This window comes from Bradyrhizobium sp. RD5-C2 (assembly GCF_019972155.1).
Taxonomy (GTDB): Bacteria; Pseudomonadota; Alphaproteobacteria; order Rhizobiales; family Xanthobacteraceae; genus Bradyrhizobium.
This window is the reverse complement of record NZ_BOVL01000017.1, coordinates 51,988-76,720: the sequence shown is the minus strand read 5'-3', so window position 1 is coordinate 76,720 and position 24,733 is coordinate 51,988. Positions and strand designations below refer to the sequence as shown.

Here is a 24,733-nt window from a genome sequence, read left to right as displayed (position 1 = left end):
AGATTCCGGGTTCGATGCTGACGCATCGCCTCGGAATGACCGAATAAAAATGGACTGACGACATGAGCCGAGCCGCCACCAACCTGCAGATCGATTCCGCCCGCCTCTGGGGCACCATCCACGAAACCGCGCAATTCGGTGCGACGCCCAAGGGCGGCGTGCGGCGGTTGACCCTCAGCGCCGAAGACAAGCAGGTACGCGACTGGTTCCGCAAGGCCTGCGAGAGCGCCGGCCTCGAGGTGCAGGTCGATGCGCTCGGCTCGATGTTCGGGTTGCGGAAAGGGCGGGATATGTCGAAGCCGCCGATCGGCGTCGGCTCGCATCTCGACACCCAGCCGACCGGCGGCAAATATGACGGCATCCTCGGCACGCTGGCCGGGCTCGAACTGGTGCGTACGCTCAACGATGCCGGGATCGAGACCGAGCTGCCGATCTGCATCTGCAACTGGACCAACGAAGAAGGCTCGCGCTTTGCGCCGGCGATGATGGCCTCGGCCGCCTATGTCGGCGATTTCACCACCGACGACATTCTGTCGCGCAAGGACGCCGAGGGCGTCACGGTGGCGCAGGCGCTCGACTCGATCGGTTATCGCGGCGATGCCCCGGTCGGCCGCCAGAAGTTCACCAGCTTCGTCGAGCTGCATATCGAACAGGGCCCGATCCTGGAGGCCGAAGGCAAGGCCATCGGCGTGGTCGATTCCGGCCAGGGCGTGTTGTGGTACGACGGCAAGATCACAGGCTTCGAGAGCCACGCGGGATCCACCCCGATGCCGCTGCGCCGCGACGCGCTAGCGACGCTGTCGGAGATCGTGCTGGCGATGGAAAGCATCGCAAAGAAACATGGCCCGAAGGCGGTCGGCACCATCGGCGAGGCGGTGATCGCAGCGCCCTCGCGCAACGTCATTCCCGGCGAGATCGCCTTCACGGTGGATTGCCGCAGCGCCGATGCCGCGATCATGGACGCGCTGGATCGTGACCTGCGGGCCGCGGTTGCCGAGATCGCCGCACGGCGCAAGGTCGAGGTTCAGCTCGATCTGGTCTGGCGCAAGGCGCCGACGCATTTCGACCCGAAGCTGGTCGACGCCGTGGAGAACGCAGCCCAGCACCTCGGCTATTCGCACCGCCGCATCACCTCCGGCGCCGGCCACGACGCCTGCAACCTCAACACGGTGATCCCGGCGGCGATGGTGTTCGTGCCCTGCAAGGACGGCATCAGCCACAACGAGCTTGAAGACGCCACGCAGACCGATTGTGCCGCCGGCGCCAACGTCCTGATGCATACGGTGCTGGCGCTCGCCGGCGTCGCATCCTGATCATCCCTTCTTCCTTCAGTGGAGGCTTTCGTGCGCGCAGTGTTTGTCGACGCCAATGAATCGCTCGCTGTCATCACGGAGCGGCTGGAAAAGCCCGGCGATCCCAGGATGCGGATCAACCGCAACCCGGACATCAAGTCCGAGGACTATCCGGCGGTGCTCGACGGCGCCGAGATCGCGGTCGTCGATCACACCGCGCTGCCGACCGACATCGCGAAAAAGTGCGCCGGCCTGAAGCACGTCGTGTTCCTCGGCACCGGCGCGCGCAGCTACATGAACCCGGAAGAGCTCGCGGAGCTCGGCATCTCCGTGCACCTGATCAAGGGTTATGGCGACACCGCGGTCGCGGAATCCGCAATCGCGCTGATGTGGTCGTCGGCGCGGGTGATCGCGCAGATGGACCGCGAGATGCGCGCCGGCAACTGGCTGCGCGAGGACGGCATGCAGCTCACCGGCAAGACGCTCGGCCTGGTCGGCTTCGGCGGCATCGCCGCCGAAGTCGCCCGCATCGCGCTCGGCAGCGGCATGAAGGTGATCGCCTGGAACCGGTCGCCCAAGAGCCATCCGGGCGTCGAATTCACCGAGCTCGACACGGTGCTGGCGAACAGCGACGTGGTCTCGCTCCATCTGCTCTTGAACGACGAGACCCGCGGGATGATCACGCGCGAGAAGATCGCCAGGATGAAGAAGGGCGTAGTGCTGATCAACACTGCGCGCGGCGCCATCGTCGACGAGCAGGCGATGATCGATGCGCTCAATTCGGGCCACATCCGCCACGCCGGCCTCGATGTCTACAACATCGAGCCGCTGCCGAAGGATCACCCGCTGACCAAGATCCCGAACGTGACGCTGTCGGCGCATTCCGCGTTCCGCACGCCCGAGGCGAGCGAGAACCTGATCCACGCGGCATGGGAGCATTGCCGCAGGATCGTGAAGCAATAATTATCGACGTCGTCCTGGACAAGCGAGCGTAGCGAGCGCAATCCAGGACCCATTACCACCGGCCTGTGTCATCGCGCAGGCCGGTGGTCAGACCTATCAAGCCAACGAGCACTCGGGGTAATGGGTCCTGGCTTTCGCCAGGGCGACCCCGTGGTTGACAGCGCAGCTTACTCCACCATCTCCGCCACGGCCTTGCCGCACGCCGTGGTGTCGGCGTTGCCGCCGAGGTCGCGGGTGCGCAGCGTGCGTTCGCCGAGCGTGCGCTCGATCGCGCCGACGATGGCGGCGGCTGCCTGCTTCTCGCCGAGGTGCTCCAGCATCATCGCGCCCGACCAGATCATGCCGATCGGGTTGGCGATGCCCTGCCCCGCGATGTCAGGCGCCGAGCCGTGCACCGGCTCGAACACCGACGGGAAATTGCCTTCCGGATTGATGTTGCCCGACGGCGCGATGCCGATCGTGCCGGTGCAGGCCGGACCGAGGTCGGACAGGATATCCCCGAACAAATTGGAGCCGACCACGACGTCGAACCAGTCCGGATGCAGCACGAAGTTCGCGGTGAGGATGTCGATGTGGTACTTGTCCCACTTCACGCCCGGATACTTCTTGGCCATCGCCTCCACGCGCTCGTCCCAATAGGGCATGGTGATGGAGATGCCGTTCGACTTGGTCGCCGAAGTCAGATGCTTCTTCGGCCGCGACTGCGCTAGATCGAACGCGAATTTCAGGATGCGGTCGACGCCGACGCGGGTCATCACGGTCTGCTGCGTGACGAATTCGCGGTCGGTATCCGGGAACATGCGGCCGCCGACGGAGGAGTATTCGCCCTCGGTGTTCTCGCGCACCACCCAGAAATCGATGTCACCGGGCTTGCGGTTCGCCAGCGGCGACGGCACGCCGGGCATCAGCCGCACCGGGCGTAGATTAACGTACTGGTCGAATTCGCGCCGGAACTTGATCAGCGAGCCCCACAGCGAAATGTGATCCGGGATCTTGGCCGGCCAGCCGACCGCACCGAAATAGATCGCGTCATGCTTGCCGATCTGGTCCTTCCAGTCGGCCGGCATCATCTCGCCGTGCTTTTCGTAGTAGTCGTAGGAGGCGAAGTCAAAATGGTCGAACTTCACGTCGACGCCGTGCTTCTTCGCCGCCGCCTCGATGACGCGCAGGCCCTCCGGCATCACTTCCTTGCCGATGCCGTCACCGGGAATGACTGCAATCCGATACTGCTTTTTGCTGCTCATCGAGAACACCCTTGTGATTTGCCCGGCCGGCAATGCCGCCTATCCTGATGGTCCTGCAATGGACCAAACTTCGCGAGAGCGCAACGCTGCAGTGCAGTGTTGACCGCGGCGCGACCCTGCCCCACCAATTTCGCTGACATCCATTCCTCATACCAAAGCGAGACATCCCATGGATCTGCATCTGCGCGGCAAACGTGTCCTGATCACCGGCGCCTCCAAGGGCATTGGCGCGGCCGCCGCCGAAGCCTTTGCCGAGGAAGGCGCCAATTTGCTGCTCGCCGCCCGCAACGGCGAGCAATTGAAGGCACTGGCCGAGCGGCTGCGCTCCGCGCACCAGATCGATGCCGCGATCAGCGTCGTCGACCTGCGCAAATCCGAAGATCTTGCGCGATTGGCAAAAGAGGCTGCCGACATCGACATCCTCGTCAACAATGCCGGCGACATCCCGGGCGGCTCGATCAACAAGATCGACGAGGCGACCTGGCGGCATGCCTGGGAGCTCAAGGTGTTCGGCTATGTCAATTTGACGCGCGCGGTCTATGCCCAGATGAAGGCGCGCGGCGGCGGCGTGATCGTCAACGACATCGGCGCGGCCGGCGAGAAATTCGACGCCAACTACATCTGCGGCAGCGCAGGCAATGCGGCGCTGATGTCGTTCACCCGCGCGCTCGGCGGCAAGAGCCTCGCCGACAACATCCGCGTCGTCGGTATCAATCCCGGCCCGGTCGGTACCGACCGCCACGTCACGCTGCTCAAGACCCGCGCCAAGAACCAGTTTGGCGACGAGAGCCGCTACAAGGAGTTCCAGAAGGGCCTCCCGCTCGGCCGCCCCGCGCATGCGCGCGAGATCGGCGACCTGATGGCGTTCCTGGCCTCCGACCGCGCAGGCTATACGTCGGGCGTGATCTACACGGTGGACGGCGGGCTAACGTCGGGGTGGGGTTAGTTCCCTCCACGTCATTGCGAGCGAAGCGAAGCAATCCATGCGCCGGCATATGCGGAGCGATGGATTGCTTCGTCGCTTCGCTCCTCGCAATGACGGCCTAGTCGGCCGTCCGTTCGAACAACTGCCGGATCAGCGCGGTGACGCGCCCCTGCGGCGCCAGCATCTGGTTCATGATCGAGAAATGATCGGCTCCGGCGATCTCCTCGTAGGTCACCGGCAAGCCGTAGCGGGCGCGATGGCCGGCGAAATCGGCGGTCTGCTTGCGCAGCAGCGGCAGTTCGGCGCTGCCGACCACCAGCGACAGCGGCTTTGGCGTGCCGCCTTGCTGCATCATGGGCGAATTGCGCCGTGAGGCGGCTTCGTCGAGCCTCAGCTTCTCGTCGAGGTAGGAATGCCTGATCGGCTCGAGGTCGTAGATGCCCGAGATCGCCATGCCGGCCCGAACATGGGCGTTCGACAACGCCATCGACGTCAGATGTCCGCCGGCCGACCAGCCCGACACCACAATGCCTTCGGCAGCGGCGCCGAGCGCGGGCAACTGCCCGGCCAGAAAATCGATGCCGGCGTGAATCTCGGCGACGATGTCATCCAGCGTCGCATCCGGCGCCAGCGTGTAGCCGATCAGGGCGACATTGATGCCGTGCGCCATCGGCCCCTCGGCGAAGATCGTGAACACCTCCTTGGCGCGGGTCTGCCAATAGCCGCCGTGGATGAACAGCAAGGTCGGCGCGCCGTCGCGGACTTTAAGGAAATCGATCCGGTTGCGCTCACGCGGACCATATCGGAGGTCGAGATGGTCGGGATGCTTCTGCCGCATCGCCGCGGAGCGCTGCTCCCAGCCGGCGGCGATCTCGGCGCTGCCCTTGACGGCAACGCCATTGTTCAAGCCGAGGTCCCGCTCCTGCTGGCTCATCGCGCGCCAGTCCAGCGCGGAAAACAACGCTGCCATCCCTGCCTCTTCGGTTCTCGTCGCATTGCCACGACGGCAGGAAATGTTCTACAGCACAAGGAAACAGAAGACATAGGAGCAACGGTGCATGGCTGATCAGGGCTTGGTGAAGGAAACGGCGTGTGCCGTCGTCGAGAAGCTGAAAGCCGGCGACGTCACGCCGCTCGACCTGCTCGATGTGCTGGAAAAGCGCATCGCCGAGGTCGACGGCAAGGTCAACGCGCTGCCGACGCTCTGCTTCGACCGCGCCCGCACCCACGCCAAGGCCCTGATGCAGAAGCCGGCCAGCGAACGCGGCCTGCTTGCGGGTCTTCCGGTCCCGATCAAGGACCTCACCGCCGTCTCCGGCGTGCTGACCACGCAGGGCTCGCCGATCTTCAAGGACAATGTCCCCGCGAAGTCGGACATCCTGGTCGAGCGCCTCGAGCAGAACGGCGGCGTGATCTACGCCAAATCGAACACGCCGGAATTCGGCGCCGGCGCCAACACCTTCAACGAGGTGTTCGGCCCGACCCGCAATCCCTGGGACACATCGCGCTCGGCCGCCGGCTCCTCCGGCGGCGCCGCGGCGGCACTGGCCAGCGGCACCGCGTGGCTCGCCCACGGCTCCGACATGGGCGGCAGCTTGCGCAACCCGGCGAGCTTCTGCGGCGTCGTCGGCCTCCGGCCGTCGATCGGCCGCGTCGCGCAGACGCCGAAATTCGGCGTCGACCGCACGCTCGGCCAGCAGGGACCGATGGCGCGCAATGTCGAGGACCTCGCGCTGCTGCTCGACGCGATGAGCGGCGAGCATCCTGCCGATCCGCTGTCGCTGCCGGTGCTGCCGATATCGTTCCTGTCGGCGACGCGGTCGGGCAGCAAGCCGAAGCGCATCGCCTATTCGCCCGATCTCGGCATCACGCCTGTTGATCCAGAGGTCAAGGCGCTGACCCGCAAGGCCGCCGAGCGTTTCGCGGAAGCCGGCGCGATCGTCGAGGAGGCGCATCCCGACTTCCGCGAGGCCCATGAATGCTTCCACGTGCTGCGCGCATTCGATTTCGCGATCAGCAAGGCCGAATTGCTGCGCACCAAGCGCGACCTGCTCAAGCCCGAAGTGATCTGGAACATCGAGGAAGGGCTGAAGCTCACCGTCGAGAAGCTCGAACGCGCCGAGGCGCAGCGCGTCGCGATCACCGCGCGCGCGCTCGAGTTCTTCGAGCGATACGACCTGCTGCTGGCGCCCGCGACCATCGTTCCACCATTCCCGGTCGAGAACCGCTATGTCGTCGAATGCGACGGCAAGAAGTTCGACAATTACGTCGAATGGCTCGGCATCGTCTATGCGATCACGCTGGCCTGCTGCCCGGCGCTGTCGCTGCCTTGCGGCTTCACCGCATCGGGCCTGCCGGTCGGCCTGCAGATGATCGCCAAGCCGCGCGCCGAGGCGCAGCTTCTGGCCGGCGCGAAAGTGCTCGAGGACATTCTGGGCGTGCGCGGCACCACCCCGATCGATCCGCGACCGCCGAGATCCTAACCCTCATGGTGGAGAGCGTGGGCAACGCCCTCCACTTCGTCATTGCGAGCCAACGGGTCGCGCGAACGCGCGCCCGATGACAGGCTACGCGAAGCAATCCATTGTCATCGAGCCCGCAGAGCGATGGATTGCTTCGTCGCGTCGCTCCTCGCAATGACGGGGCTACCTATCTCCATGGGACGAAGGCATAGACTGCAGACGATCTGCTCTACGCTTTTTCTTCCGTCGCATGCAGCGCGGCGGTGAGCGCGAGCTTGGTCTGCTCGACGATCTCGTCCATCAGCTCTTCGCGGCTGATCTGGCCGACCTCGCCGGTGAGCAGGCCCTGCTCGGCAAGCATCACGATGCCGTGCAGCCCGGCCCAGATCTTCAGCGCCTGCCGTTCGCGCAACAGTCCGACGGCCGGCGCCTCGAACGACTCGATCAGCAGCGCCAGCGTTTCCATCGCCGCGACGTGCAGTTCGCTGCCGACAGGCGCGCAGGCCATGGTTCTGGACGCGAACATCAAGCGGTAGATGCCGTGGCGCTCGAGCCCGAAGGCCAGCGCAGCCTGGGCAAAGCGCGACAGTTTCGAGGCGTTGCCGGGCTGCGCGATCGCCTCGCGCATGATCACGTTGAACTGCCGGAACGCTTCCGCGGTCACCGCCTCCAGCAGCGCTTCGCGGTCAGCGAAATGCCGATACGGCGCCGGTTGCGAGACGCCGAGCTGCTTGGCCAGCGCCTTGATGCTGATCGCTTCGGGGCCACCGAGTTCAACCTCGCGCAGCGCGGCCTGGATCAGCGCCTCCCGGAGGTCGCCATGGTGGTAGGTTTTGAACGACTTACGAACGATTTGTCCCATCGAGATGCTGATCACCGGTCGGCCAAGCTAAAGCGGATACGCCACAATAGCGACATCGGGCGTTCAGGTCACTTCCATCCGCGGACGAGACGTCCATTGGCAATTAACCGCGAAACCGGCAAGCGCGTCCATTAGAAAGTCTATCAAGATCTCCCGTGGACTCTGACTTGCTTAACGGGTTCCCTGCCGGGGTCCAAGCGGCCGAAGGGCTCGGGATTCCGCACGCGAGACGGCCATCATGCCCGGCCGCCCGCGACGATGCGGATCGTAACCGTAGGGTCGCGGGGCCAGCACGGGCACCAGGCCGAGGAGCGCGCAGGGGCAGCGCACTCCTCGCTCCAACGTCGTCAGGCGTTGGCGCCGCCATCGACCGTGAGACCGGCGCCATTGATCGAGCCGGCTTCGGGACCGGCGACAAACGCGACCAGGGCAGCGACGTCATCGGCCTTGCCGTAGCGCTTGATCGCCATGCGCGCGCGCTGCGCCTCGGCCTGCTCGCCATCGGCCGGGTTCATGTCGGTGTTGGTGGAGCCGGGATGGACGATGTTGACCGTGATGCCACGGCCGCCGAGGTCGCGGGCCAGGCCCTGGGTCCAGGCAATCAACGCCGACTTGCTCATCGAATAGAGGCTCATGCCGGCATCGGGCACCCGGCTGGCGAGGTTGCTGCCGATATTGATGATGCGGCCGCCCTCGCCCATGTGGGCGACCGCGGCCTGCGATGCGACCACTACCGCCCGCACGTTCACGGCCAGCGTGGCGTCGATATCCTCCAGCGTGACGGCATCGATCGAGCCGCCGCCGCGGAAGATGCCGGCATTGTTGACCAGGATGTCCAGACCGCCGAACGCCTTGGCGGCTGCGTTGACCGCGTCGCGCACGGCGCTGGCGTCGGCGCTATCCGCCTGCAGCGCTAGGGCACGGCGGCCCTGTTTCCTGATCTCAGCTCCGACCGTTTCGGCGCGATCCGCCGAGCGTTCATAGGTGATGGCGACGTCGGCGCCTTCGGCGGCAAGACGCCTGGCGATGGCTGCACCGATGCCGCGGCTGCCGCCGGTGACGAGGGCGCGTTTTCCCTGCAGGGACTGGGTCATGTTCGGCTCATTCGTTGGTGGCGATATATCTGTAACGATCGACACAGAATTAGGAAGCTTGCGCCGGCGCGTCAAGTGAATTATTTAGTGATCAACACAGAAATGGACGGACCGATGGCTGAGCGTGGCCGCCCCCGGAATTTCGACAAAGACGCCGCTCTGGCGCGCGCGATGGAGGTATTCTGGCTGAGGGGCTATGAGGGCGCCTCGATGGCTGACCTCACCTCGGCGATGGGTATCGCCTCGCCCAGCCTGTACGCTGCCTTCGGCAGCAAGGAGGACCTGTTCCGCAAGGCGCTCGACTATTACGTGGCGAGCGAAGGTGGACTGATCTGGGGTGCGGTGGCAGAGACGCACACCGCCTATCAGGCCGTGGAAACCTTCCTGATGCGGACCGCGCGCGTCTTCACCCGCCGCTCACGCCCGCCCGGTTGCCTGGTGGTATTGTCGGCGCTGCATCCGAACGAACATTCCGAGACCGTGCGGCGCGAACTCGTGCAGCGGCGCGCGCAGGCGGTGACCGAGCTGCGCGAACGTCTGCGCCAGGGCGTCGAGCGTCGCGAGATCTCGCCCGCGGCCGACCTGGACGCGATCGCCCAATACTACATCACGGTGCAGCAGGGCATGTCGATCCAGGCGCGCGACGGCGCCACCCGGAAGCAGCTCGAGCAGATCGCAGCCGCCGCTCTCGCCGCCTGGGGCCCGCTCACCGCGCCGACGGCGCGCAAGCATTAAGGGAGCGCGTCTCCCGGGAGTGCATCGGCTCGGTCAGCGCTCATCCGGGTCTCTCGCGAGCTACATCCAGCCGGCTTCGGAAAGAAATCCCGGAACCTGATCGAGTGCGGCGGCAACCTTGTTCGGGGAGTAGTCCGGCAACGGCTGACGGCCCGTGCCGCGGTCGATCCAGATCGCCCGGAAGCCGAGATCGCGGGCCGCGGCGAGGTCGAGATGCGGGCTGGCGCAGATATGGACGAGCTGCGGCTTGTCGATTCCGATCGACGCCCAGGCATATTCGAATGTTTCGCGGGATGGCTTGTAGGCTCGGGCCTGCTGCGCGGTGATGACCCGATCGATGCGCCCGCCAAGCTGCGCGACGTTCCCGGCGATGATCGCATCGTCGGTGTTCGAGATGATCGCCAGCTTGAAGCCCGCGGCCTTCAGACGGCCGAGCGTGGCGACGACTTCCGGAAAGGGCGGCATCTTGCCGATCGACGAGGTCAGGATTTCCGCATCGTTCGGATCCGAGGGCAGTGACAACTCGGTCATGGCGGCTTCGAGCGCCCTCGCCGTCACCTCCCTGAACGACAGATGCGGGCGGCTCCGCTCCAGGGCATGTTCGTGGCGATCAAACACCGAGATGAACGCACGCGGCTCGATCCGCGATCCGGAGCGGGCCAGAATTCGATTGGTCGCCGCGATCAGGCCCTCATCCCATTGGATCAACGTCCCATAGCAATCGAACGTCAGCCAGTCCGGACGCGGGCCAATGAGTGTCATCGCAAATCCCCTCCACCCTTCCGGCGAAGTTGACGCCTCCTCACGTCATTTGGAAATTAAATTCCCCAATGACTTCGATCGAATATCCAAATGACGAGACCCGGCGGTGGGACGCACGCAGTTTTCGCTTGACGCGCAAGCACGACGATAATGTAATATGCTATAACTTGGCGAGCCGGCTAAAGGGCCGGCCGCCCAAGCAAGCTGGACTTGCATAAACTAAGATGAGGAACCCGGCGCGCTCCACCTGTGCGCCAGAGCCGAGGGAGAGTGCTTGCATGTCCAAGCTCAGAATCCGCGTCGACCAGGACAAATGCCAGGGTCACGCCCGCTGCAAATCGCTCGCCCCCGAACTGTTCGAGCTCGACGAATACGGCAACGCCCATGAAGTCGGCGACGGGACCGTTCCGGCCGGGCTCGAGGACAAGGCCTGGCTCGCGCAGACCAATTGCCCGGAAATCGCGATCGAAGTCACCGAGGAATAGCAGCCGGCAGGGATGGCCGCGTGCCTCCCGTTGAGCCGACCAGCATTTGATCGAACGAGAAGGAAACGAGCCGATGTCCGATTCCCCGTCCGCAAGCTTTCTGCCCGAGCATCCCCCGGTCACCGATTGGGTCCATGATTTCGACCATACCGATCCGGTCTGGACCGACGACCCGTTCCCGATCTGGGAGACGCTGCGCGCGGCCTCGCCGGTCGTGCATACCGAGCGCTTCCTCGGCTGCTACATGCCGACCACCTATCAGGCGGTGAAGGAGATCGCTTACGACACCGAGCACTTCTCCTCGCGCCGAGTCATCGTGCGCGACGTCCGCCCCGAGATCTCCGCCCGTGCACCGCCGATCACCTCCGATCCGCCGGAGCACAAGCCCGCCAAGCAGGTGCTGCTGCCGCCGTTCACGCCGGACGCGATGAAGCGGCTGGAGCCGCGGGTGCGCGCGATCTGCAACGAGCTGATCGACGAATTCATCGCCGATGGCCATTGCGACGCCGCGGCGCGCTACACCAAGCACATCCCGGTGCGCGCCATCGCGCACATGCTCGGCATCCCCGAGAAGGACGGCGACCTCTTCATCAAGTGGATCCACCAGATCCTCGAGCTCGGCATCAAGGACGAGAACGAGATGATGAGCGGCGTGCGCGAGATGACCGGCTACTTCATGGCCCATCTCGAGCAGCGCAAGCTTGAGCCGGGCGACGATCTGATCTCGCAGCTGCTGCGGGCCAAGGGTCCCGGCGGCCAGCCGCTGACCGACGAGCACGTGCTCGGCTCGCTGCGGCTGCTTTTGATCGCCGGCATCGACACCACCTGGAGCGCGCTCGGCTCCTCGCTCTGGCATCTCGCCAAGACGCCCGCCGATCGCGAGCGCCTGGTCGCGGAGCCGTCGCTGATCCCGACCGCGATCGAGGAATTCCTGCGCGCCTATTCGCCGGTGACGATGGCCCGCGAGGTGATGAAGGAAACCACGATCTCCGGCTGCCCGGTCAAGGCGGGCAATATGGTGCTGCTGTCCTTCCCCGCGGCCAACCGCGACCCCGCCATGTTCCCCGATGCGGACAAGGTGGTGATCGACCGCAAGGAGAACCGCCACGCGGCCTTCGGCCTCGGCATCCACCGCTGCGTCGGTTCCAACCTGGCGCGGATGGAGATGCAGGTCGCGATCGAGGAATGGCTGAAGCGGATTCCGGATTTCCGCCTCGACCCGGCCGGCAAGGTGACCTGGTCCGAAGGCACGGTGCGCGGCCCGCGTCAACTGCCCGTCCTGTTCGGCAAGAACGCCTAAAGGAACAGGACAGCAGTTACATCGCACCACGCAAATGCGATAGTTGCCCCGGAATCGCGCCAGAGAATCCGGGGAGGCCTGCCAATGTCCGAACAAACCGCTCAATCCGCGAGCGACCATCTCGACATCCATGACGTCGAGCGGCGGGTCAAGGCGATCTTCATCGGCTCGGTCGGCAATCTCGTCGAATGGTACGATTTCTACGCCTACACCGCGTTCGCACTGTATTTCGCGCCGGCGTTCTTCCCGCACAGCGATCCGGTGGTGCAGCAGCTCAATGCCGCCGTGCTGTTTGCCGCGACCTTCCTGATGCGCCCGCTCGGCGGCTGGCTGTTCGGCTACATCGCCGACCGCTACGGCCGGCGGCTGTCGCTGACGCTCTCGGTGGTCTGCATGTGCTTCGGCTCGCTGATCATCGCGGTGACGCCGACCTATGCCACGATCGGCATTGCCGCACCGACGATCCTGGCGCTCGCCCGCATCATCGAGGGCCTGAGCCTCGGCGGCGAATACGGCGCCAGCGCCACTTATCTCAGCGAGGTCGCCGACGCCAAGCATCGCGGCTTCTATTCTAGCTTCCAGTACGTCACGCTGATCGGCGGCCAGCTCACCGCGATCATCGTGCTGCTGTTGCTGCAAAAGGTGTTCCTGACCCCGGACGAGTTGAAGGCCTGGGGCTGGCGGATTCCGTTCGTGATCGGCGCCATGCTCGCGATCTTCGCGGCGGTGATGCGGCGCGGCCTGCACGAGACCGAGGCGTTCGAGGAGGCCAAGAAGGTCTCCAAGCCGACCGGCTCGATCGTCGGCCTCCTGAACTATCCCCGCGAATTGCTGCTGGTGGTTGGCCTGACCGCCGGCGGCACCGCGGCGTTCTATACCTTCACCACCTACATGCAGACCTTCGTGAAACTGTCGGTCGGCCTCACCGAGGACCAGACCACCTTCGTGATCTTCGGCTCGCTGATCTTCGCGACCTTCCTGCAGCCGATCTATGGCGCGCTGTCCGACCGCATCGGCCGCAAGCCGCTTTTGATCTTTTTCGGCGTCGTCGGCACGCTGGCGACGATCCCGATCCTGACTGCTCTGAAGGAGACCAAGTCGCCCTTCATCGCTTTCCTTCTGATCTGCAGCGCCTGGATCTTCGTCGCCGGCTACACCTCGATCAATGCGATCGTGAAGGCTGAGCTGTTCCCGACCAATGTCCGTGCGCTCGGCGTCGGCCTGCCCTACGCCATCACGGTATCGATCTTCGGCGGCACCGCGCCTGCGGTCGCGCTCTATTTCAAGAGCATCGGGCATGAAGACTGGTTCTATTATTATCTCAGCGGCATGATCTTCCTGTCGCTCCTGATCTACTCGACCATGCGCGACACCAAGCACGATTCCGCGATGCAGCGCCACGAATGATGGCGCAACGCCGATGACCGACGACGCCGAGCCACCCGAGAGCAAGCTGACGCGCAGCAAGCAGCGCTGGGCGCGCGAGGGCAAATTCCTCACCGGCAGGATCACCCGGCCGGACGAGCAGCGCCTGCCGCCGGGACAGCATCTGACGGCCGACTGGCCGGTGCTCGATCTCGGATTGATGCCGAACGTGACGCGGGAGCGCTGGCGGCTCGACGTCTACGGCGCGGTCGAGCAGACGATCTACTGGACCTGGCCGCAATTCGCGGCGCAGCCGCAGACCCAATTCGTCTCCGACATCCACTGCGTCACCACCTGGTCGCGCTACGACAATCAATGGGAGGGGCTTTCGACCCGCGACCTGCTCGCCGCCTGCCGGCCGCGCGATGACGCCCGCTTCGTCGCGCTGCATTCGTATGACGGTTATACGACGAACCTGTCGCTCGAGGATTTCGCCGCCGAGGACGCGCTGCTCGCCCATAGCTGGTCGGGCAAGCCGCTGGAGCAGGAGCATGGCGGCCCGGTGCGGCTGGTGGTGCCGCATCTCTATTTCTGGAAGAGCGCGAAGTGGCTGCAGCGCATCGAATTCCTGACCGAAGATGCGCCCGGCTTCTGGGAGGTGCGCGGCTATCACAATCGCGGTGATCCCTGGACCGAACAGCGCTATTCTGGCGACTGACCGATCAACACAATGATGGAGCCTGCCCGTGCCGCATGAACGCTTTCAATTCACCGGTGTGGGCGGCCATCAGCTTGCCGCCGCGCTTGATACGCCTGATGGCCCGATCAAGGCCTATGCGCTGTTCGCGCATTGCTTCACCTGCGGCAAGGACGTGCTGGCGGCCAAGCGCATCGCGGTTGCCCTCGCCGCCAAGGGTATTGCCACACTGCGGTTCGACTTCACGGGCCTCGGCTCCAGCGAAGGCGATTTCGCCAATTCGACGTTCACATCGAACGTCGCCGATCTGGTCCGCGCCGCCGACCATCTGCGCGAAACCCGCGAGGCGCCCGCGATCCTGATCGGCCACAGCCTCGGCGGCGCCGCGATCCTCGCGGCCGCAGGCCGGATTCCCGAGGCGAAGGCGGTCGCGACCATCGCCGCGCCGTCCGATCCCGTCCATGTCACGCATTTCTTCAAGGACCGGATCGAGGACATCCGCGCGCAGGGTGAAGGCGAAGTGTCGCTCGCCGGCCGCCCGTTCCGCATCAAGCGCGAATTCCTCGACGACGTCGCGGAGCAGAATTTGATGGCGCAGGTCAAGCAGCTGCACAAGGCGCTGCTGGTCATGCACTCGCCGACCGACGACACCGTCGGCATCGACAACGCCACCAACATCTTCATCGCGGCCAAGCACCCGAAGAGCTTCGTCTCGCTTGCGGGCGCCGATCATCTGCTGAGCGGCAAGCAGGATGCCGCCTATGTCGCCGACGTGATCGGCGCCTGGGCGGAGCGCTACGTCGACCTCGCGCCACAGCCGGTGGCCGATGCCGGCAGCGCGCCGCGCAACGTCGTGGTGCAGGAGACCCGCAACGGCAAGTTCCAGCAGATCGTCACCACCGGTCCGCACCGGTTGATCGCCGACGAGCCGGTCGCGGTCGGCGGCGATGACACCGGCCCCGGGCCTTACGATTTCCTGCTCACGGGTCTCGGCGCCTGCACCTCGATGACGATGCGGATGTATGCCGACCGCAAGTCGCTGCCGGTCGATCGCATCACCGTCACGCTCCAGCACAACAAGATCTACGCCAAGGATTGCGAGGAGTGCGAGACGCGCGAGGGCATGCTCGACCAGATCGATCGCGTCATCAGGATCGAGGGCGACCTCGATCCTGACCAGCGCAAGCGGCTGATGGAGATCGCCGACAAGTGCCCGGTGCACAAGACGCTGACGTCGGAGGTGCGGATCGTCACCAAGGCGGCGGAGTAAGGGGCGCACTGAAAATATCGAAAACAACCCCATGCACAGTAGCCGGCGGCCAGCGGCGTTCGACAAGGCGACTTGACATGTCGGGCAACTCAGGGGTATTCTTCTATTATTCCGAAATTATGCATGCCTCTCTACCCACGCGCCGGGCGCTTGCCGGTCAGGCAGTTCGCCATGATCCGGACCGCGGCGCCGATCTCGCTCTCGCGCCAGGCGGCGAAGCCGAGCAACAGGCCGTGGTCGTGCGGCCGCTCCAGTGCGAGACTCGACAGCGCGCGCACCTCGACCCCGGCGGCGACCAGTCGCGCCACGGCGCTCCGGTCCGGGGCGCCATCCCTGAAACGCGCGATCAGCTGCATGCCGCCCGGCGGGACCTCGGCCGTGAGCACTGGTTCGAGGTGCCGCGCCAGCGCCGCCGCGAGGTGATCGCGGCGCGCGCGATAGATGCGCCGCATCCGCCTGACATGCGCCAGGAAGTGCCCGTCGCCCATGAAGCCGGCCAGCGCCTCCTGGACGTGCACGGAGGCCATCAGCCCGAGGTGGCGCTGCGCGATCTCCATCGTCCGCGCCAGTTGTGGCGGCACCACCAGATAACCGATGCGGATATCGGCGGTCGTCGCCTTGGCGAAGGTGCCGAGATAGAGCACGCGTCCCTCGCGATCGAGCCCTTGCAGGGCCGGCATCGGGCGGCTGTCATAATGAAACTCGCCGTCGTAATCGTCCTCGACGATCCAGGTCTTGCCGGGCTCGGCCGCCGCCAGCAGCTCGGTGCGGCGTGCCACCGGCATCAGCCGCCCGGTCGGATGCTGATGCGAGGGCGTCGTGAAGATGAGCTTCGGCGCGCGCGCCTCGCGCGTCCGCATCATGCCCCATTGATCGAGCCTGACGCCGACGACGTCGGCACCCGCCGCGCGAAACGCCGCCGCGGCGCCGGGATAGCCGGGATCTTCGGTCCACACCGCATCACCGGTAACAATAGTGGTCGCGGCGATCAGCGTCAGCGCCGCCTGCGCCGTCGGCAGGATCAGGATCTGGTCGGCCTCGGCACGCACGCCGCGGCTGATTTCGAGATAATCGCGCAACGCCTCGCGCAGGCTCGGCCGGTTGATCACGGTCTGATCGTTGAAGCGGCGGCGCAATGCGCTGCGGCGCAGGCAGCGCGCCCAGATCTCGTGTGGAAACTCGCGCGCATCCGCGAGCCCGGGACGCAGCGGCCGGAAATCGGCCTGGTAGGACAGCGGCCAATCCGTGCCCGAGAGCTGCAAGGCCCAGGGCGACAGCAGCGGCTTGCGGGCGGCATCGCGCCGCGGCGCCGGCACCGCCCTGGCGAAGCGCGCCTCAATATCGTCTGACACCACCGGCCGCCGCCGCGCGGCGACGCGCAGATATCCCTCGGCCGCGAGCTGCTCGTAGGCGTGCGTGACGGTGTTGCGCGACACGTCGAGCTCGGCCGCAAGGGTGCGGCTCGATGGCAGCACGGCCCCGCTCCTGATCCGGCCGCTTGCCATCAGTCCGCGCAGCTGCTGCGTCAGCTGCGCGGTCAGCCCGGCATCATCGGCACGCTTCAGCGCGAGCAATTCGGCAAGGATCAATCTGGCTCCTTTGATCTGTCAAATCTGGCTCTTTCGAGAGAGCCAGCGCGATCCTATTCAGAAGCGGTATCGCCTGCAAGGATGCCGCCCGTGAACCAATCACTCTCCCCTGCCAAGGCCACCGCCCTGTTCATCGTCGTGGTGCTGGCCTGGGGCATCAACTGGTCGGTGACGAAATCGCTGGTCGTGTCGGTGCCGCCGCTGTGGACCGCATCGATCCGCAGCTGGGTCGCGCTGGTCGCCCTGCTGGTGATCCTGCGGGCCAGCGGCAATTTGATCATCCCGCGGATCGCTGATGTTCCTGTCGTGCTCAGCGTCGCGCTCTTGCACATGACGTTCTTCTCGACACTGGTCGCCGCCGGCCTGCGCTATCTGCCGGCCAGCAAGGGCATCGTGCTCGGCTACACCACGCCGCTGTGGGTCGCGCTTGCCGCCGGCGCCGGGCGAACCGAACGCCTCGGCGCGCTCAAGCTGGTCGGTGTCGCGCTGGGGCTCGCGGGCCTCTGCGTGATCCTCAACCCGGCGTCGCTGGACTGGAGCAATCTGCACGTCATCGCCGGCGCCGGCATGATCATCCTCGCCGCGATCTGCTGGGCCGCCAACATCATCTACATCCGCTCGCATCGATGGGTCGCGACGCCGTTGCAGCTGTTGCTGTGGCAGGTGCTGGTCGCGACGCTGGTGCTGACCACGACGGCGCTGGTCACCGAGGGCGTGCCCACGGTGACATGGTCGCCGCACCTCGTGCTGCTGTTTCTCTATTCCGGATTCATCGGCACGGCGCTGGCCTATTGGGCGATGTCCATGGTCAACAAGAGCCTGCCGGCGCTGACGACCTCGCTCGGCACGACGGGGACGCCGATCGTCGGCATCGTGACCGCGGCATTGCTGCTCGGCGAGCCGATCGATCTGTCGCTCGCGATCGCCGCGGCGCTGATCGTCGGCGGCATCGCGTTGAGCGCGCTCGCGGACGCGCCGGCGCGGGCGTAGTTAGGGCCTGTACTCATAGATTCGTCACGTCCACTTCGATCTCGGAAGCTGACGTCGAAACCGACATCGCTGCATGTCGGCCTTGGGCCAAATGCGGACCCAGTCATGAGGACCTGCGTATCGGTGTCGGATACCGTTCTTGCCTCTACGAGCTCATACTTGGACGCAATATCACAGAATCGTACCAACGCCTTGATGCAGCACTCTCCGCCGGAATCGATAGATTCAAGGCCTTTGTCGCGAAGTCGATGGCGACAACCGCCGTGATATCGGCGACGCTGAACTGGTCTCCAGCAAGGAATTGCACTTCCACTAAGCGGTTCTCAAGATCGCGGTAGAAGTCGGCGATGCGACGCCGGCCGCGCTCGACCAACTCCGGAATTTGGTCGTAGCCATGGGGCCCCGCGATTGCGCGCCCTTTGAGGGCGACGAGCCCGTTGCGCACGGTTTCCATCACCGCGGCGAAGCCCTCTATCTCCATCCGGCGCTCCCACATGGAGATGGTCGCTTTCTCCTTGGGAGAACTGCCGAGCAGCGGCGGGTTCGGATACGCTTCTTCGAGATAGCGAACGATCGCCGGCACTTCCGCAATGGCCGTCCCGTCGTCAAGAACGAGGGTGGGCACGACGCGTCGCGGGTTGATTGCCGCGTAGGCGTCCGAGAACTGTTCGCGTGCGCCGAGGTCAACCGGCACGAGGGGCATCGTTATGCCCTTCTCCGCAAGGTAGATTCTGACGCGGCGCGAGTTGGGCGAGCTGGAAGACTGGTAGAGCCTCATAACTTATCTCCCGAAGTCAAAGCTTTGAGCCACCGCCGACCTGGATGGTGTCGCCGGTCACCCAGCGGGCGGAATTAGAAGCGAGAAAGGTCACGGCGTCGGCGACGTCGTCGGCGTGACCGATGCGCTGCAGGGCTTGCATCTTGAGCGCGTAGTCGCGGCCCTCATTCGTCTTGGTGAATTGCGACATGTCGGTGTCGATGATGCCCGGTGCCACGGCATTGACGCGGATGCCACGCGGTCCGAGCAGCGAGGCGAAATGCCTTACCATCGTGTCAATCGCGCCCTTGGTGGCGGAATACGCCGGCAACTGTCCGACAGCGGCCCGCGCCGCCAGTGACGACGTCATCACGATGCTGGAGCCGTCCCCCATGAGCGGGAGCAACTGCTGCACCAGGAAGAACGGTGCGCGGACGTTGACCGCGAACATGCGATCGAAATCCTCGACGGTCTGCGCTTCGATGGTGGCGGGCACCGCAACTCCTGCGTTGGCGACCAGAATGTCGAGTTGGCCGACGACGAGCCTACGCACCTCGGCGGCGAGCCGCTGCGCGCCGTCGGACGCGGATAGATCGACGCCGACGGCATCGGCCTGCCCACCGGCTTCGCGGATTTCCGCGACCAGCGAGTGCGCATCCTCAGCGGAATTACCGTAGTGAACGATGACGCGGGCGCCGGCGAGAGCGAGCGCGCGGGCCGTGGCGCGGCCGATACCTCGGGAGGCACCGGTGACGAGGGCGGTTCGGCTGACGAGATCGGTCATGGTTGTTCTCCTGGTTGGATTGCTATCGGGATACATTTACGCGGCGGTCTTGCCGCCGTTGACGCTGATGATCTGGCCGGTGATGAACGACGCCTTGCGCGAAGCCGCGAACAGGATGGCGTCCGCGAGTTCCTCGGGGCGGCCCGCGCGCTTCAGCGGAATTCCCGCGACCATCCCGGCCTTGCGATCGGCGGAGCCGGTGAACCTGTCGAGCATCGCAGTCTCTATCGGACCGGGTGCGATGGCGTTGATGCGAATGCCGAAGGCGGCCGCCTCCAGAGCGGCGGATTTGGTCAAGCCTTCGACAGCGTGTTTGCTGGCGACGTAGAGCGAAGCATTCGGCGCGCCGCGGCTGCCCATGGTCGACGAGATGTTCACGATGCTGCCGAAGCCCTGCGGCTGCATGACCCGTAGCTCGTGCTTCATCGACAGGAGGACACCGAGCACATTGGTGTCGAACGTCGCCGCGTAGCTTTCTGCGGTTTGCTCGGTCACCGGGCCGGGCGTGCCTTCCGTGCCGGCGTTGTTGACCGCCACGTCGAGCTGGCCGAACCGCTTCGTCGCCTGCTCGACCAGTGCCGAAACGTCGCTCTCGCGCCGGACATCGGCGCGGACGAATTCGGCTTCGACGCCGTGCGAGCGGAGTTCGCCGATCAGCGCACGGCCTGCATCGTCGTGGCGACCGGATACCACCAGGCTGGCGCCCTCGCGGGCGAAGGCGAGCGCCGTGGCGCGGCCGATGCCGGTAAGGGCACCTGTAATCAGGACAACGGGATTGCTCATGTCACTCTCCAGCTGGTATGGCCGATATGCTTGACCGGCCTAGTTAGCCAATCCGTTCGCAACGGGGGCCTCGGAGGCGTTTGCGTCGGTACGTCTTGATTGGCAGAAGATTTAGTTAGGGATAGCGTCTTTGAGAAAGACTTCGTAGGGTTCGAAATATACTTTTGAGGCATGGATATGGAGCTACGACACCTCCGTTATTTCGTCGCGGTAGCCGAGGAGGGTAGCTTCTCGGTTGCGGCCGAAAAGCGTCTGCACACCGCGCAGCCATCACTGAGCCGTCAGATCCACGATCTCGAGCTGGAGCTCGGCGTGCAGCTGTTCGTGCGCGGACCGCGCGGCATCGAACTGACTCCATCCGGGCGTGTGTTCCTTGACCATGCCCGAGTGGCTCTACTGCAGGTCGAGGCCGCCGCGGAAGCCGCTCGCCGCGCTGCTCAACCGGAGAAATCGGCCATCACGATCGGATTTCTCACCGGCTACGAAATGGATTGGCTTCCGGCCGTGATGAACATCCTGCGCAGCAAGCTGCAAAGCACCGAAATCACGATCCGTAGCGAAGACTCGCCCGACCTCGCCGCCGGACTGGTGCGCGGCATGATCGACCTGGCGTTCCTCCGTCCGGAGAAGCACGCCGCGGGCTTGCAATTCAAGTTGCTAAGACAGGATCCGGTGCTGGCCTTTATGCCTAGCGACCATCCGCTCGCCGCGCGCAGCGCGATCCGGCCCCAGGATCTGGCGAATGAAGTGTATGTCGGCGTGTCCCCGGTGCGGGCGCTGGTCTTGCGAACCGCGATCGAGAGGTTCTTCAAGCGCCACGGACTGACGATCAAGCCTGCGCATCAGGCAGAAAATCTGGCAATGGCGGTCTCACTGATTGCCTCGACCGGCGGCATCAGCCTGCTTCCGCTCTATGCGCAAAATCTGCTGCCGAAAACCATCATTAGCCGTCCGATACAGGGAGCACCGATGGTCGATCTGGTGATCGGTTACAACGAGGCTAACGGTTCACCGATGCTGAAGTTTCTGCTCTCAAAGCTGGATGAGATCAAGTTTCAGGTCTCGAGTCGCAATGGCAGATGACCTGCCGGATCCAGCCTTGGTGACCTAGGTCAAATCATCAGGATACGGCCTCGTCGGCGATCGGCAGAGATGAATGCTTGGCTCAGGAGTCCGCTTCGGGTCAAGATCGGTCCTGCCGTCGCTCGAATTGGACGCAAGTACGTCTCCAATCGTCTCGAAGCGGACGCGGGATTGGAAGGGCTCCGGGCTGAACATGGCCGGCCTCACTAGCTGAGGAGGTCAACATGACTGATATCGCAAGCACCATCCCGGCCGTCTCGAAACACGTTCCTTGGAACAAGGGGAGGATCGTCGGCGCAAAGCCGCCGCTCCGTCCGAAGCACGTCTGGTCAATCCGAACCAAGCTCGAGGTCGAAGGCCGAATGAGGGATCTGGCACTGTTCAACGTCGCCATCGACAGCAAGCTGCGCGGCTGTGACGTCGTAGCTTTGAAAGTCAATGACCTTGCGCCGGGCGCTCTTGCTCGGTCATACCAAGATTGAAAGCACCGTCCGATATCTCGGCATTGAGGTCGATGACGCCTTGGCCATAGCGGAACAGGTTGACGTCTGAAGTGCCCGGGCAGAGCGGACAATACTCTGCCCGACCTGCCTCCGACGCTTCGGGCCAACAGGTGACATGAGATGGCGCAGGCCGCAACTGGGGGCAAAACCGCGCAACTGGTAGATAGCGGGCCGGAACATTTTCGGCCACGCTGGAAATGGTCCTAGCGCGCCGGAAAAGGATGTGAATCAGCGCCAAGTAACACTTCAGACCCTCATTCGCTCAGCGCTTTGTTACGGGCTCCGATATGATCTGCAGCAACGGATCCGGCGTGACCGCGATCTGTCCGACAAACGGCCGATCATGCGCAGCGATAAGCAAGACCGAGGCGGCCGTGCCGGTCGCAAACAACCCCAGCGCTATCAACGATGAAAGCCGATCATCGCAGTGAACCAGCGCGATTGCCAACAGGGCGCAGATAGCCTGCAAGTAAAGGCAGGACCATTTCACAGCGTTGACCTCCGCCCGGCTCACGATGATCCGTTGTCTGCGCGCATCAAGAGCAGCTTCGATTGCGTTTGTGATCTCACGTTGCGCCGCTTGCTGCCCGGAGTTGATGGCGGGGGATGAGAGAACGAGTTGCAGCGCCTCCTGAATGGGGAGCGGAGTCACATTGAGCGATGCGTTTCGGTGCGCCATCATGGGCCATTCCATGGTCGCAGTTTCATGAGCGTAAGCTCGGATGAGATCGTGCAATTTGGCTTCCTGCTCGGCTGGAAGACTCGCTGCGACGACGAGCGCGGTTCTCAACGCGCTCGCCTCATGGGTCACTGCTGCGCTGGCGCGGTCATTGTCGCTCCAGACCTGCGCAGCTGTGAACGCGACAAACAGGCCGAAAATTACACCGAGCGGGGACAGCATGCCCGGAGAAACGGCCTTGAACGATTTGGCGTATCCGCGCCTCGCCAGCGCCGCAACGCCGACATGGATGGCGAATGTACGCACATAGGTAAAGCCGAAAACGAGGAGTGACATCCACGAAATGGGCAGTTCATGGAACCAGTCGCTCATCGTTCCCCCCGTTTCGCGGCCCAGCTTCGGGCACGAGCGCCGAGATGCGTCGCGCCGATTGGAATGGCGTTTATTGGTTAAGCGTACGGATCGTTTGAATAGCCAGCATAAATGAGGCAGGCGTCAGCGATTTCTAGAAACGTTCGAAGATGCGGTCGACGATTTCTAGGGCCTATACCATAAATCTCGGCGTCCGGTTACCCCTGAGGCTGCACGAGGTCCACCTTGGGTCATAAGCCGCCGATAGCTACCGAACTGGGCAACTTCCGTTTCATGCCTGGAAGCCGACGGTTATTTGTACACGCGCTAGGCCGTCGCGAGCGGCCGGACCCGGAGTGCGCCGCGCCGGCCGGCGCCGGTGCCGAGCATGATGCCGGCGATCGCGATGAAGGACGACAGCGACAGCGTCGACAGGCCGGTCAGCCCCTGCCCGACCGGGGCTCTTTCAGTTCGTAGCCGCTTCGAGATTATCTGACGACTCGACATCAGTTGCGCCCAGGGCGTATGAGCGAGCCTGCGCGGCTCAACAATGGCACTTGGGAGTATTTCCGAGAGTGGGCACCAGCGGTTTGATGTCGATTGACCTCGGGTTACGAGGCGCCGTCATAGCATTGTGCCTGCTGATCGCAGCCATGGCGCTACGCGATCGCCGCGATAGCACGGCCGCACTGCTGGGCGCCGCGCTCGCAATCGGCGCCGCGGCTTCGATGGTCTGCTCGGCGCCCACGTTCCCGCGGCCATTTGCGTGGTGGGGCCTGTTGCTACTGGCGTTGTCCAGCGCGAACAGTGTCGTGTTCTGGCTATGGGCGCGTGCTGCCTTCGATGACGATTTCGTACCACGGCCTTGGCATGGCGTCTTGTGGGCGGCCGTCGCCGTCGCTCAGTGGCTGGACGCCAGCGGAGTCACAAGATCGGCAGCGCTCGAGCTTGCGATCGAGCGCACGCTGTCGTTTGCCTCTCTCGGCCTGGCCCTGTTGGCGGTGGCGCAGACGCTTGTCACTTGGCCGGCGGACCTTGTGCAAGGCCGGCGTGGGCTCCGGCTGGTCGTCCTGATCGGCGCGTCGGCCCAAACCGTTCTCAACTCTTACTTGAGCTTCCTGGAGCAGCCCTCGCATCCCACTTTTTCCATGACTAGCGTCGCCAACGCCTTCGTTCTGTTCGCGTTAGCTGGTTTGAGCACATGGAATCTGCTGGAGGCGGGGACGCGGAAAGGTTCGATCCTGCTGCCCGCCGCAAACGCCCCCTCCAGCGCGCCAACCAAGGCGTCTGACGCAACGATTGAACCGGCTCTCCTGCGCCGGTTGGAACAGCTCATGACCGTCGAGCGCATCTACCGGCGTGAGGGGTTGACCATCAAATTGCTATCCGTCGAGCTTGGCGTGCCGGAGTACCGGCTGCGGCAACTCATCAACGAGGGCCTCAGTTATCGCAATTTCAATGCGTTCCTCAATCATTACCGGATCGGGGAAGCCAAGGCAGCGCTGGTCGACCCTGAACAAGTGGAAGTCCCGGTGCTGACAATTGCCATGGACACAGGTTTCCAGTCGATCGGGCCGTTCAACCGCGCCTTCAAGGCGGCGACCAGTTTGACCCCAACCGAATTCCGCCGTCTCGCAATGGCGGGAAATGCAGCCCCGGTAAAGCGATCGATTGAAGATCGGCCAGTCGAGTTGAGGAATCGGCCAGCCGGTTTGCAGGAATCGGCGAGAAGCAATCGAAAACATTCGACAGACTGAT

Annotated in this window: 24 protein-coding genes and 1 pseudogene; 14 read left to right on the top strand and 11 right to left on the bottom strand. The window is 64.4% G+C overall.

Annotated features, from left to right (window positions below; genetic code table 11):
- The first annotated feature begins 62 nt into the window (after positions 1-62).
- The gene (locus BraRD5C2_RS20390; RefSeq protein WP_223970736.1) at positions 63-1,313 is read left to right on the top strand and encodes a Zn-dependent hydrolase; all 1,251 of its coding nucleotides are present in this window, start codon (positions 63-65) and stop codon (positions 1,311-1,313) included.
- A 30-nt stretch (positions 1,314-1,343) separates the two neighbouring features.
- On the top strand, positions 1,344-2,255 hold the full coding sequence (locus tag BraRD5C2_RS20385) for an NAD(P)-dependent oxidoreductase (RefSeq protein ID WP_223970735.1): 912 nt from the start codon (positions 1,344-1,346) through the stop codon (positions 2,253-2,255).
- Between the two features lie 167 nt (positions 2,256-2,422).
- Here the strand turns inward: BraRD5C2_RS20385 and BraRD5C2_RS20380 are convergent, their stop codons facing one another.
- On the bottom strand, positions 2,423-3,499 hold the full coding sequence (locus tag BraRD5C2_RS20380; RefSeq protein WP_223970734.1) for a tartrate dehydrogenase: 1,077 nt from the start codon (positions 3,497-3,499) through the stop codon (positions 2,423-2,425).
- 169 nt (positions 3,500-3,668) lie between these two features.
- On the opposite strand from BraRD5C2_RS20380, the gene BraRD5C2_RS20375 reads away from it, so the two are divergent.
- Positions 3,669-4,445, top strand: a complete 777-nt coding sequence (locus tag BraRD5C2_RS20375; RefSeq protein ID WP_223970733.1) for an SDR family oxidoreductase — start codon at positions 3,669-3,671, stop codon at positions 4,443-4,445.
- Between the two features lie 97 nt (positions 4,446-4,542).
- Here BraRD5C2_RS20375 and BraRD5C2_RS20370 read toward each other — a convergent pair whose 3' ends face one another.
- Positions 4,543-5,394: an alpha/beta hydrolase gene (locus BraRD5C2_RS20370; RefSeq protein ID WP_223970732.1), complete on the bottom strand. Its 852-nt coding sequence runs from the start codon at positions 5,392-5,394 to the stop codon at positions 4,543-4,545.
- Between the two features lie 88 nt (positions 5,395-5,482).
- Here BraRD5C2_RS20370 and BraRD5C2_RS20365 point away from each other — a divergent pair, with 88 nt between their 5' ends.
- A complete protein-coding gene (locus BraRD5C2_RS20365; RefSeq protein WP_223970731.1) occupies positions 5,483-6,907 on the top strand; it encodes an amidase in 1,425 nt (474 codons plus the stop codon).
- Positions 6,908-7,115: 208 nt separating this feature from the next.
- On the opposite strand, the gene BraRD5C2_RS20360 is transcribed toward BraRD5C2_RS20365, so the two are convergent.
- Both BraRD5C2_RS20360 and BraRD5C2_RS20355 read right to left on the bottom strand, forming a co-directional pair.
- Complete coding sequence (locus tag BraRD5C2_RS20360) at positions 7,116-7,748, bottom strand: TetR/AcrR family transcriptional regulator (RefSeq protein WP_223970730.1); 633 nt, start codon at positions 7,746-7,748, stop codon at positions 7,116-7,118.
- A gap of 347 nt (positions 7,749-8,095) precedes the next feature.
- Positions 8,096-8,842, bottom strand: a complete 747-nt coding sequence (locus tag BraRD5C2_RS20355; RefSeq protein WP_223970729.1) for an SDR family NAD(P)-dependent oxidoreductase — start codon at positions 8,840-8,842, stop codon at positions 8,096-8,098.
- 114 nt (positions 8,843-8,956) lie between these two features.
- Between BraRD5C2_RS20355 and BraRD5C2_RS20350 the strand changes: the two genes are divergently transcribed.
- The gene (locus BraRD5C2_RS20350) at positions 8,957-9,577 is read left to right on the top strand and encodes a TetR/AcrR family transcriptional regulator (protein ID WP_223970728.1); all 621 of its coding nucleotides are present in this window, start codon (positions 8,957-8,959) and stop codon (positions 9,575-9,577) included.
- A 60-nt stretch (positions 9,578-9,637) separates the two neighbouring features.
- Here the strand turns inward: BraRD5C2_RS20350 and BraRD5C2_RS20345 are convergent, their stop codons facing one another.
- Positions 9,638-10,339, bottom strand: a complete 702-nt coding sequence (locus tag BraRD5C2_RS20345; RefSeq protein ID WP_223970727.1) for a haloacid dehalogenase type II — start codon at positions 10,337-10,339, stop codon at positions 9,638-9,640.
- Positions 10,340-10,617: 278 nt separating this feature from the next.
- Here BraRD5C2_RS20345 and BraRD5C2_RS20340 point away from each other — a divergent pair, with 278 nt between their 5' ends.
- The 5 genes from BraRD5C2_RS20340 to BraRD5C2_RS20320 all read left to right on the top strand — a co-directional run bounded on the left by BraRD5C2_RS20340 (position 10,618) and on the right by BraRD5C2_RS20320 (position 15,456).
- Positions 10,618-10,824: a ferredoxin gene (locus tag BraRD5C2_RS20340; protein ID WP_016842874.1), complete on the top strand. Its 207-nt coding sequence runs from the start codon at positions 10,618-10,620 to the stop codon at positions 10,822-10,824.
- Positions 10,825-10,897: 73 nt separating this feature from the next.
- Positions 10,898-12,124 (top strand): cytochrome P450, encoded by a 1,227-nt coding sequence (locus tag BraRD5C2_RS20335; RefSeq protein ID WP_223970726.1) that lies wholly within the window; start codon positions 10,898-10,900, stop codon positions 12,122-12,124.
- Between the two features lie 84 nt (positions 12,125-12,208).
- Positions 12,209-13,531: an MFS transporter gene (locus tag BraRD5C2_RS20330; protein ID WP_223970725.1), complete on the top strand. Its 1,323-nt coding sequence runs from the start codon at positions 12,209-12,211 to the stop codon at positions 13,529-13,531.
- Between the two features lie 13 nt (positions 13,532-13,544).
- Complete coding sequence (locus BraRD5C2_RS20325; protein WP_223970724.1) at positions 13,545-14,207, top strand: sulfite oxidase-like oxidoreductase; 663 nt, start codon at positions 13,545-13,547, stop codon at positions 14,205-14,207.
- A 28-nt stretch (positions 14,208-14,235) separates the two neighbouring features.
- The gene (locus BraRD5C2_RS20320) at positions 14,236-15,456 is read left to right on the top strand and encodes a bifunctional alpha/beta hydrolase/OsmC family protein (protein ID WP_223970723.1); all 1,221 of its coding nucleotides are present in this window, start codon (positions 14,236-14,238) and stop codon (positions 15,454-15,456) included.
- Between the two features lie 131 nt (positions 15,457-15,587).
- On the opposite strand, the gene pdxR is transcribed toward BraRD5C2_RS20320, so the two are convergent.
- On the bottom strand, positions 15,588-17,045 hold the full coding sequence (gene pdxR, locus BraRD5C2_RS20315) for a MocR-like pyridoxine biosynthesis transcription factor PdxR (RefSeq protein ID WP_223970722.1): 1,458 nt from the start codon (positions 17,043-17,045) through the stop codon (positions 15,588-15,590).
- Positions 17,046-17,126: 81 nt separating this feature from the next.
- On the opposite strand from pdxR, the gene BraRD5C2_RS20310 reads away from it, so the two are divergent.
- On the top strand, positions 17,127-18,035 hold the full coding sequence (locus tag BraRD5C2_RS20310) for a DMT family transporter (protein ID WP_223970720.1): 909 nt from the start codon (positions 17,127-17,129) through the stop codon (positions 18,033-18,035).
- Between the two features lie 145 nt (positions 18,036-18,180).
- Here the strand turns inward: BraRD5C2_RS20310 and BraRD5C2_RS20305 are convergent, their stop codons facing one another.
- From BraRD5C2_RS20305 to BraRD5C2_RS20295, 3 genes are read right to left on the bottom strand one after another with little or no spacing between them, the layout of a single operon-like run.
- Complete coding sequence (locus tag BraRD5C2_RS20305) at positions 18,181-18,813, bottom strand: glutathione S-transferase family protein (RefSeq protein WP_223970718.1); 633 nt, start codon at positions 18,811-18,813, stop codon at positions 18,181-18,183.
- Positions 18,814-18,829: 16 nt separating this feature from the next.
- Entirely contained in the window at positions 18,830-19,576 is a 747-nt protein-coding gene (locus BraRD5C2_RS20300) for an SDR family NAD(P)-dependent oxidoreductase (protein WP_223970716.1), read from the bottom strand.
- Between the two features lie 36 nt (positions 19,577-19,612).
- Entirely contained in the window at positions 19,613-20,359 is a 747-nt protein-coding gene (locus BraRD5C2_RS20295) for an SDR family NAD(P)-dependent oxidoreductase (RefSeq protein WP_223970714.1), read from the bottom strand.
- A 177-nt stretch (positions 20,360-20,536) separates the two neighbouring features.
- Here BraRD5C2_RS20295 and BraRD5C2_RS20290 point away from each other — a divergent pair, with 177 nt between their 5' ends.
- On the top strand, positions 20,537-21,442 hold the full coding sequence (locus tag BraRD5C2_RS20290) for a LysR family transcriptional regulator (protein WP_223970712.1): 906 nt from the start codon (positions 20,537-20,539) through the stop codon (positions 21,440-21,442).
- 224 nt (positions 21,443-21,666) lie between these two features.
- Positions 21,667-21,924, top strand: coding sequence for a site-specific integrase (locus tag BraRD5C2_RS20285; protein WP_374708027.1), 258 nt, complete (start codon positions 21,667-21,669; stop codon positions 21,922-21,924).
- 283 nt (positions 21,925-22,207) lie between these two features.
- Here the strand turns inward: BraRD5C2_RS20285 and BraRD5C2_RS20280 are convergent, their stop codons facing one another.
- Together BraRD5C2_RS20280 and BraRD5C2_RS20275 are read right to left on the bottom strand one after the other, a co-directional pair.
- Positions 22,208-22,996 carry a bestrophin-like domain gene (locus BraRD5C2_RS20280; RefSeq protein ID WP_223970710.1) on the bottom strand — a complete coding sequence of 263 codons (789 nt, stop codon included), beginning with the start codon at positions 22,994-22,996 and terminating at the stop codon, positions 22,208-22,210.
- 306 nt (positions 22,997-23,302) lie between these two features.
- Positions 23,303-23,431, bottom strand: a pseudogene (locus BraRD5C2_RS20275) (YeeE/YedE family protein); the annotation flags it as partial.
- A gap of 137 nt (positions 23,432-23,568) precedes the next feature.
- Between BraRD5C2_RS20275 and BraRD5C2_RS20270 the strand changes: the two are divergent.
- Entirely contained in the window at positions 23,569-24,732 is a 1,164-nt protein-coding gene (locus BraRD5C2_RS20270; RefSeq protein WP_223970708.1) for an AraC family transcriptional regulator, read from the top strand.
- Position 24,733 lies beyond the last annotated feature (1 nt).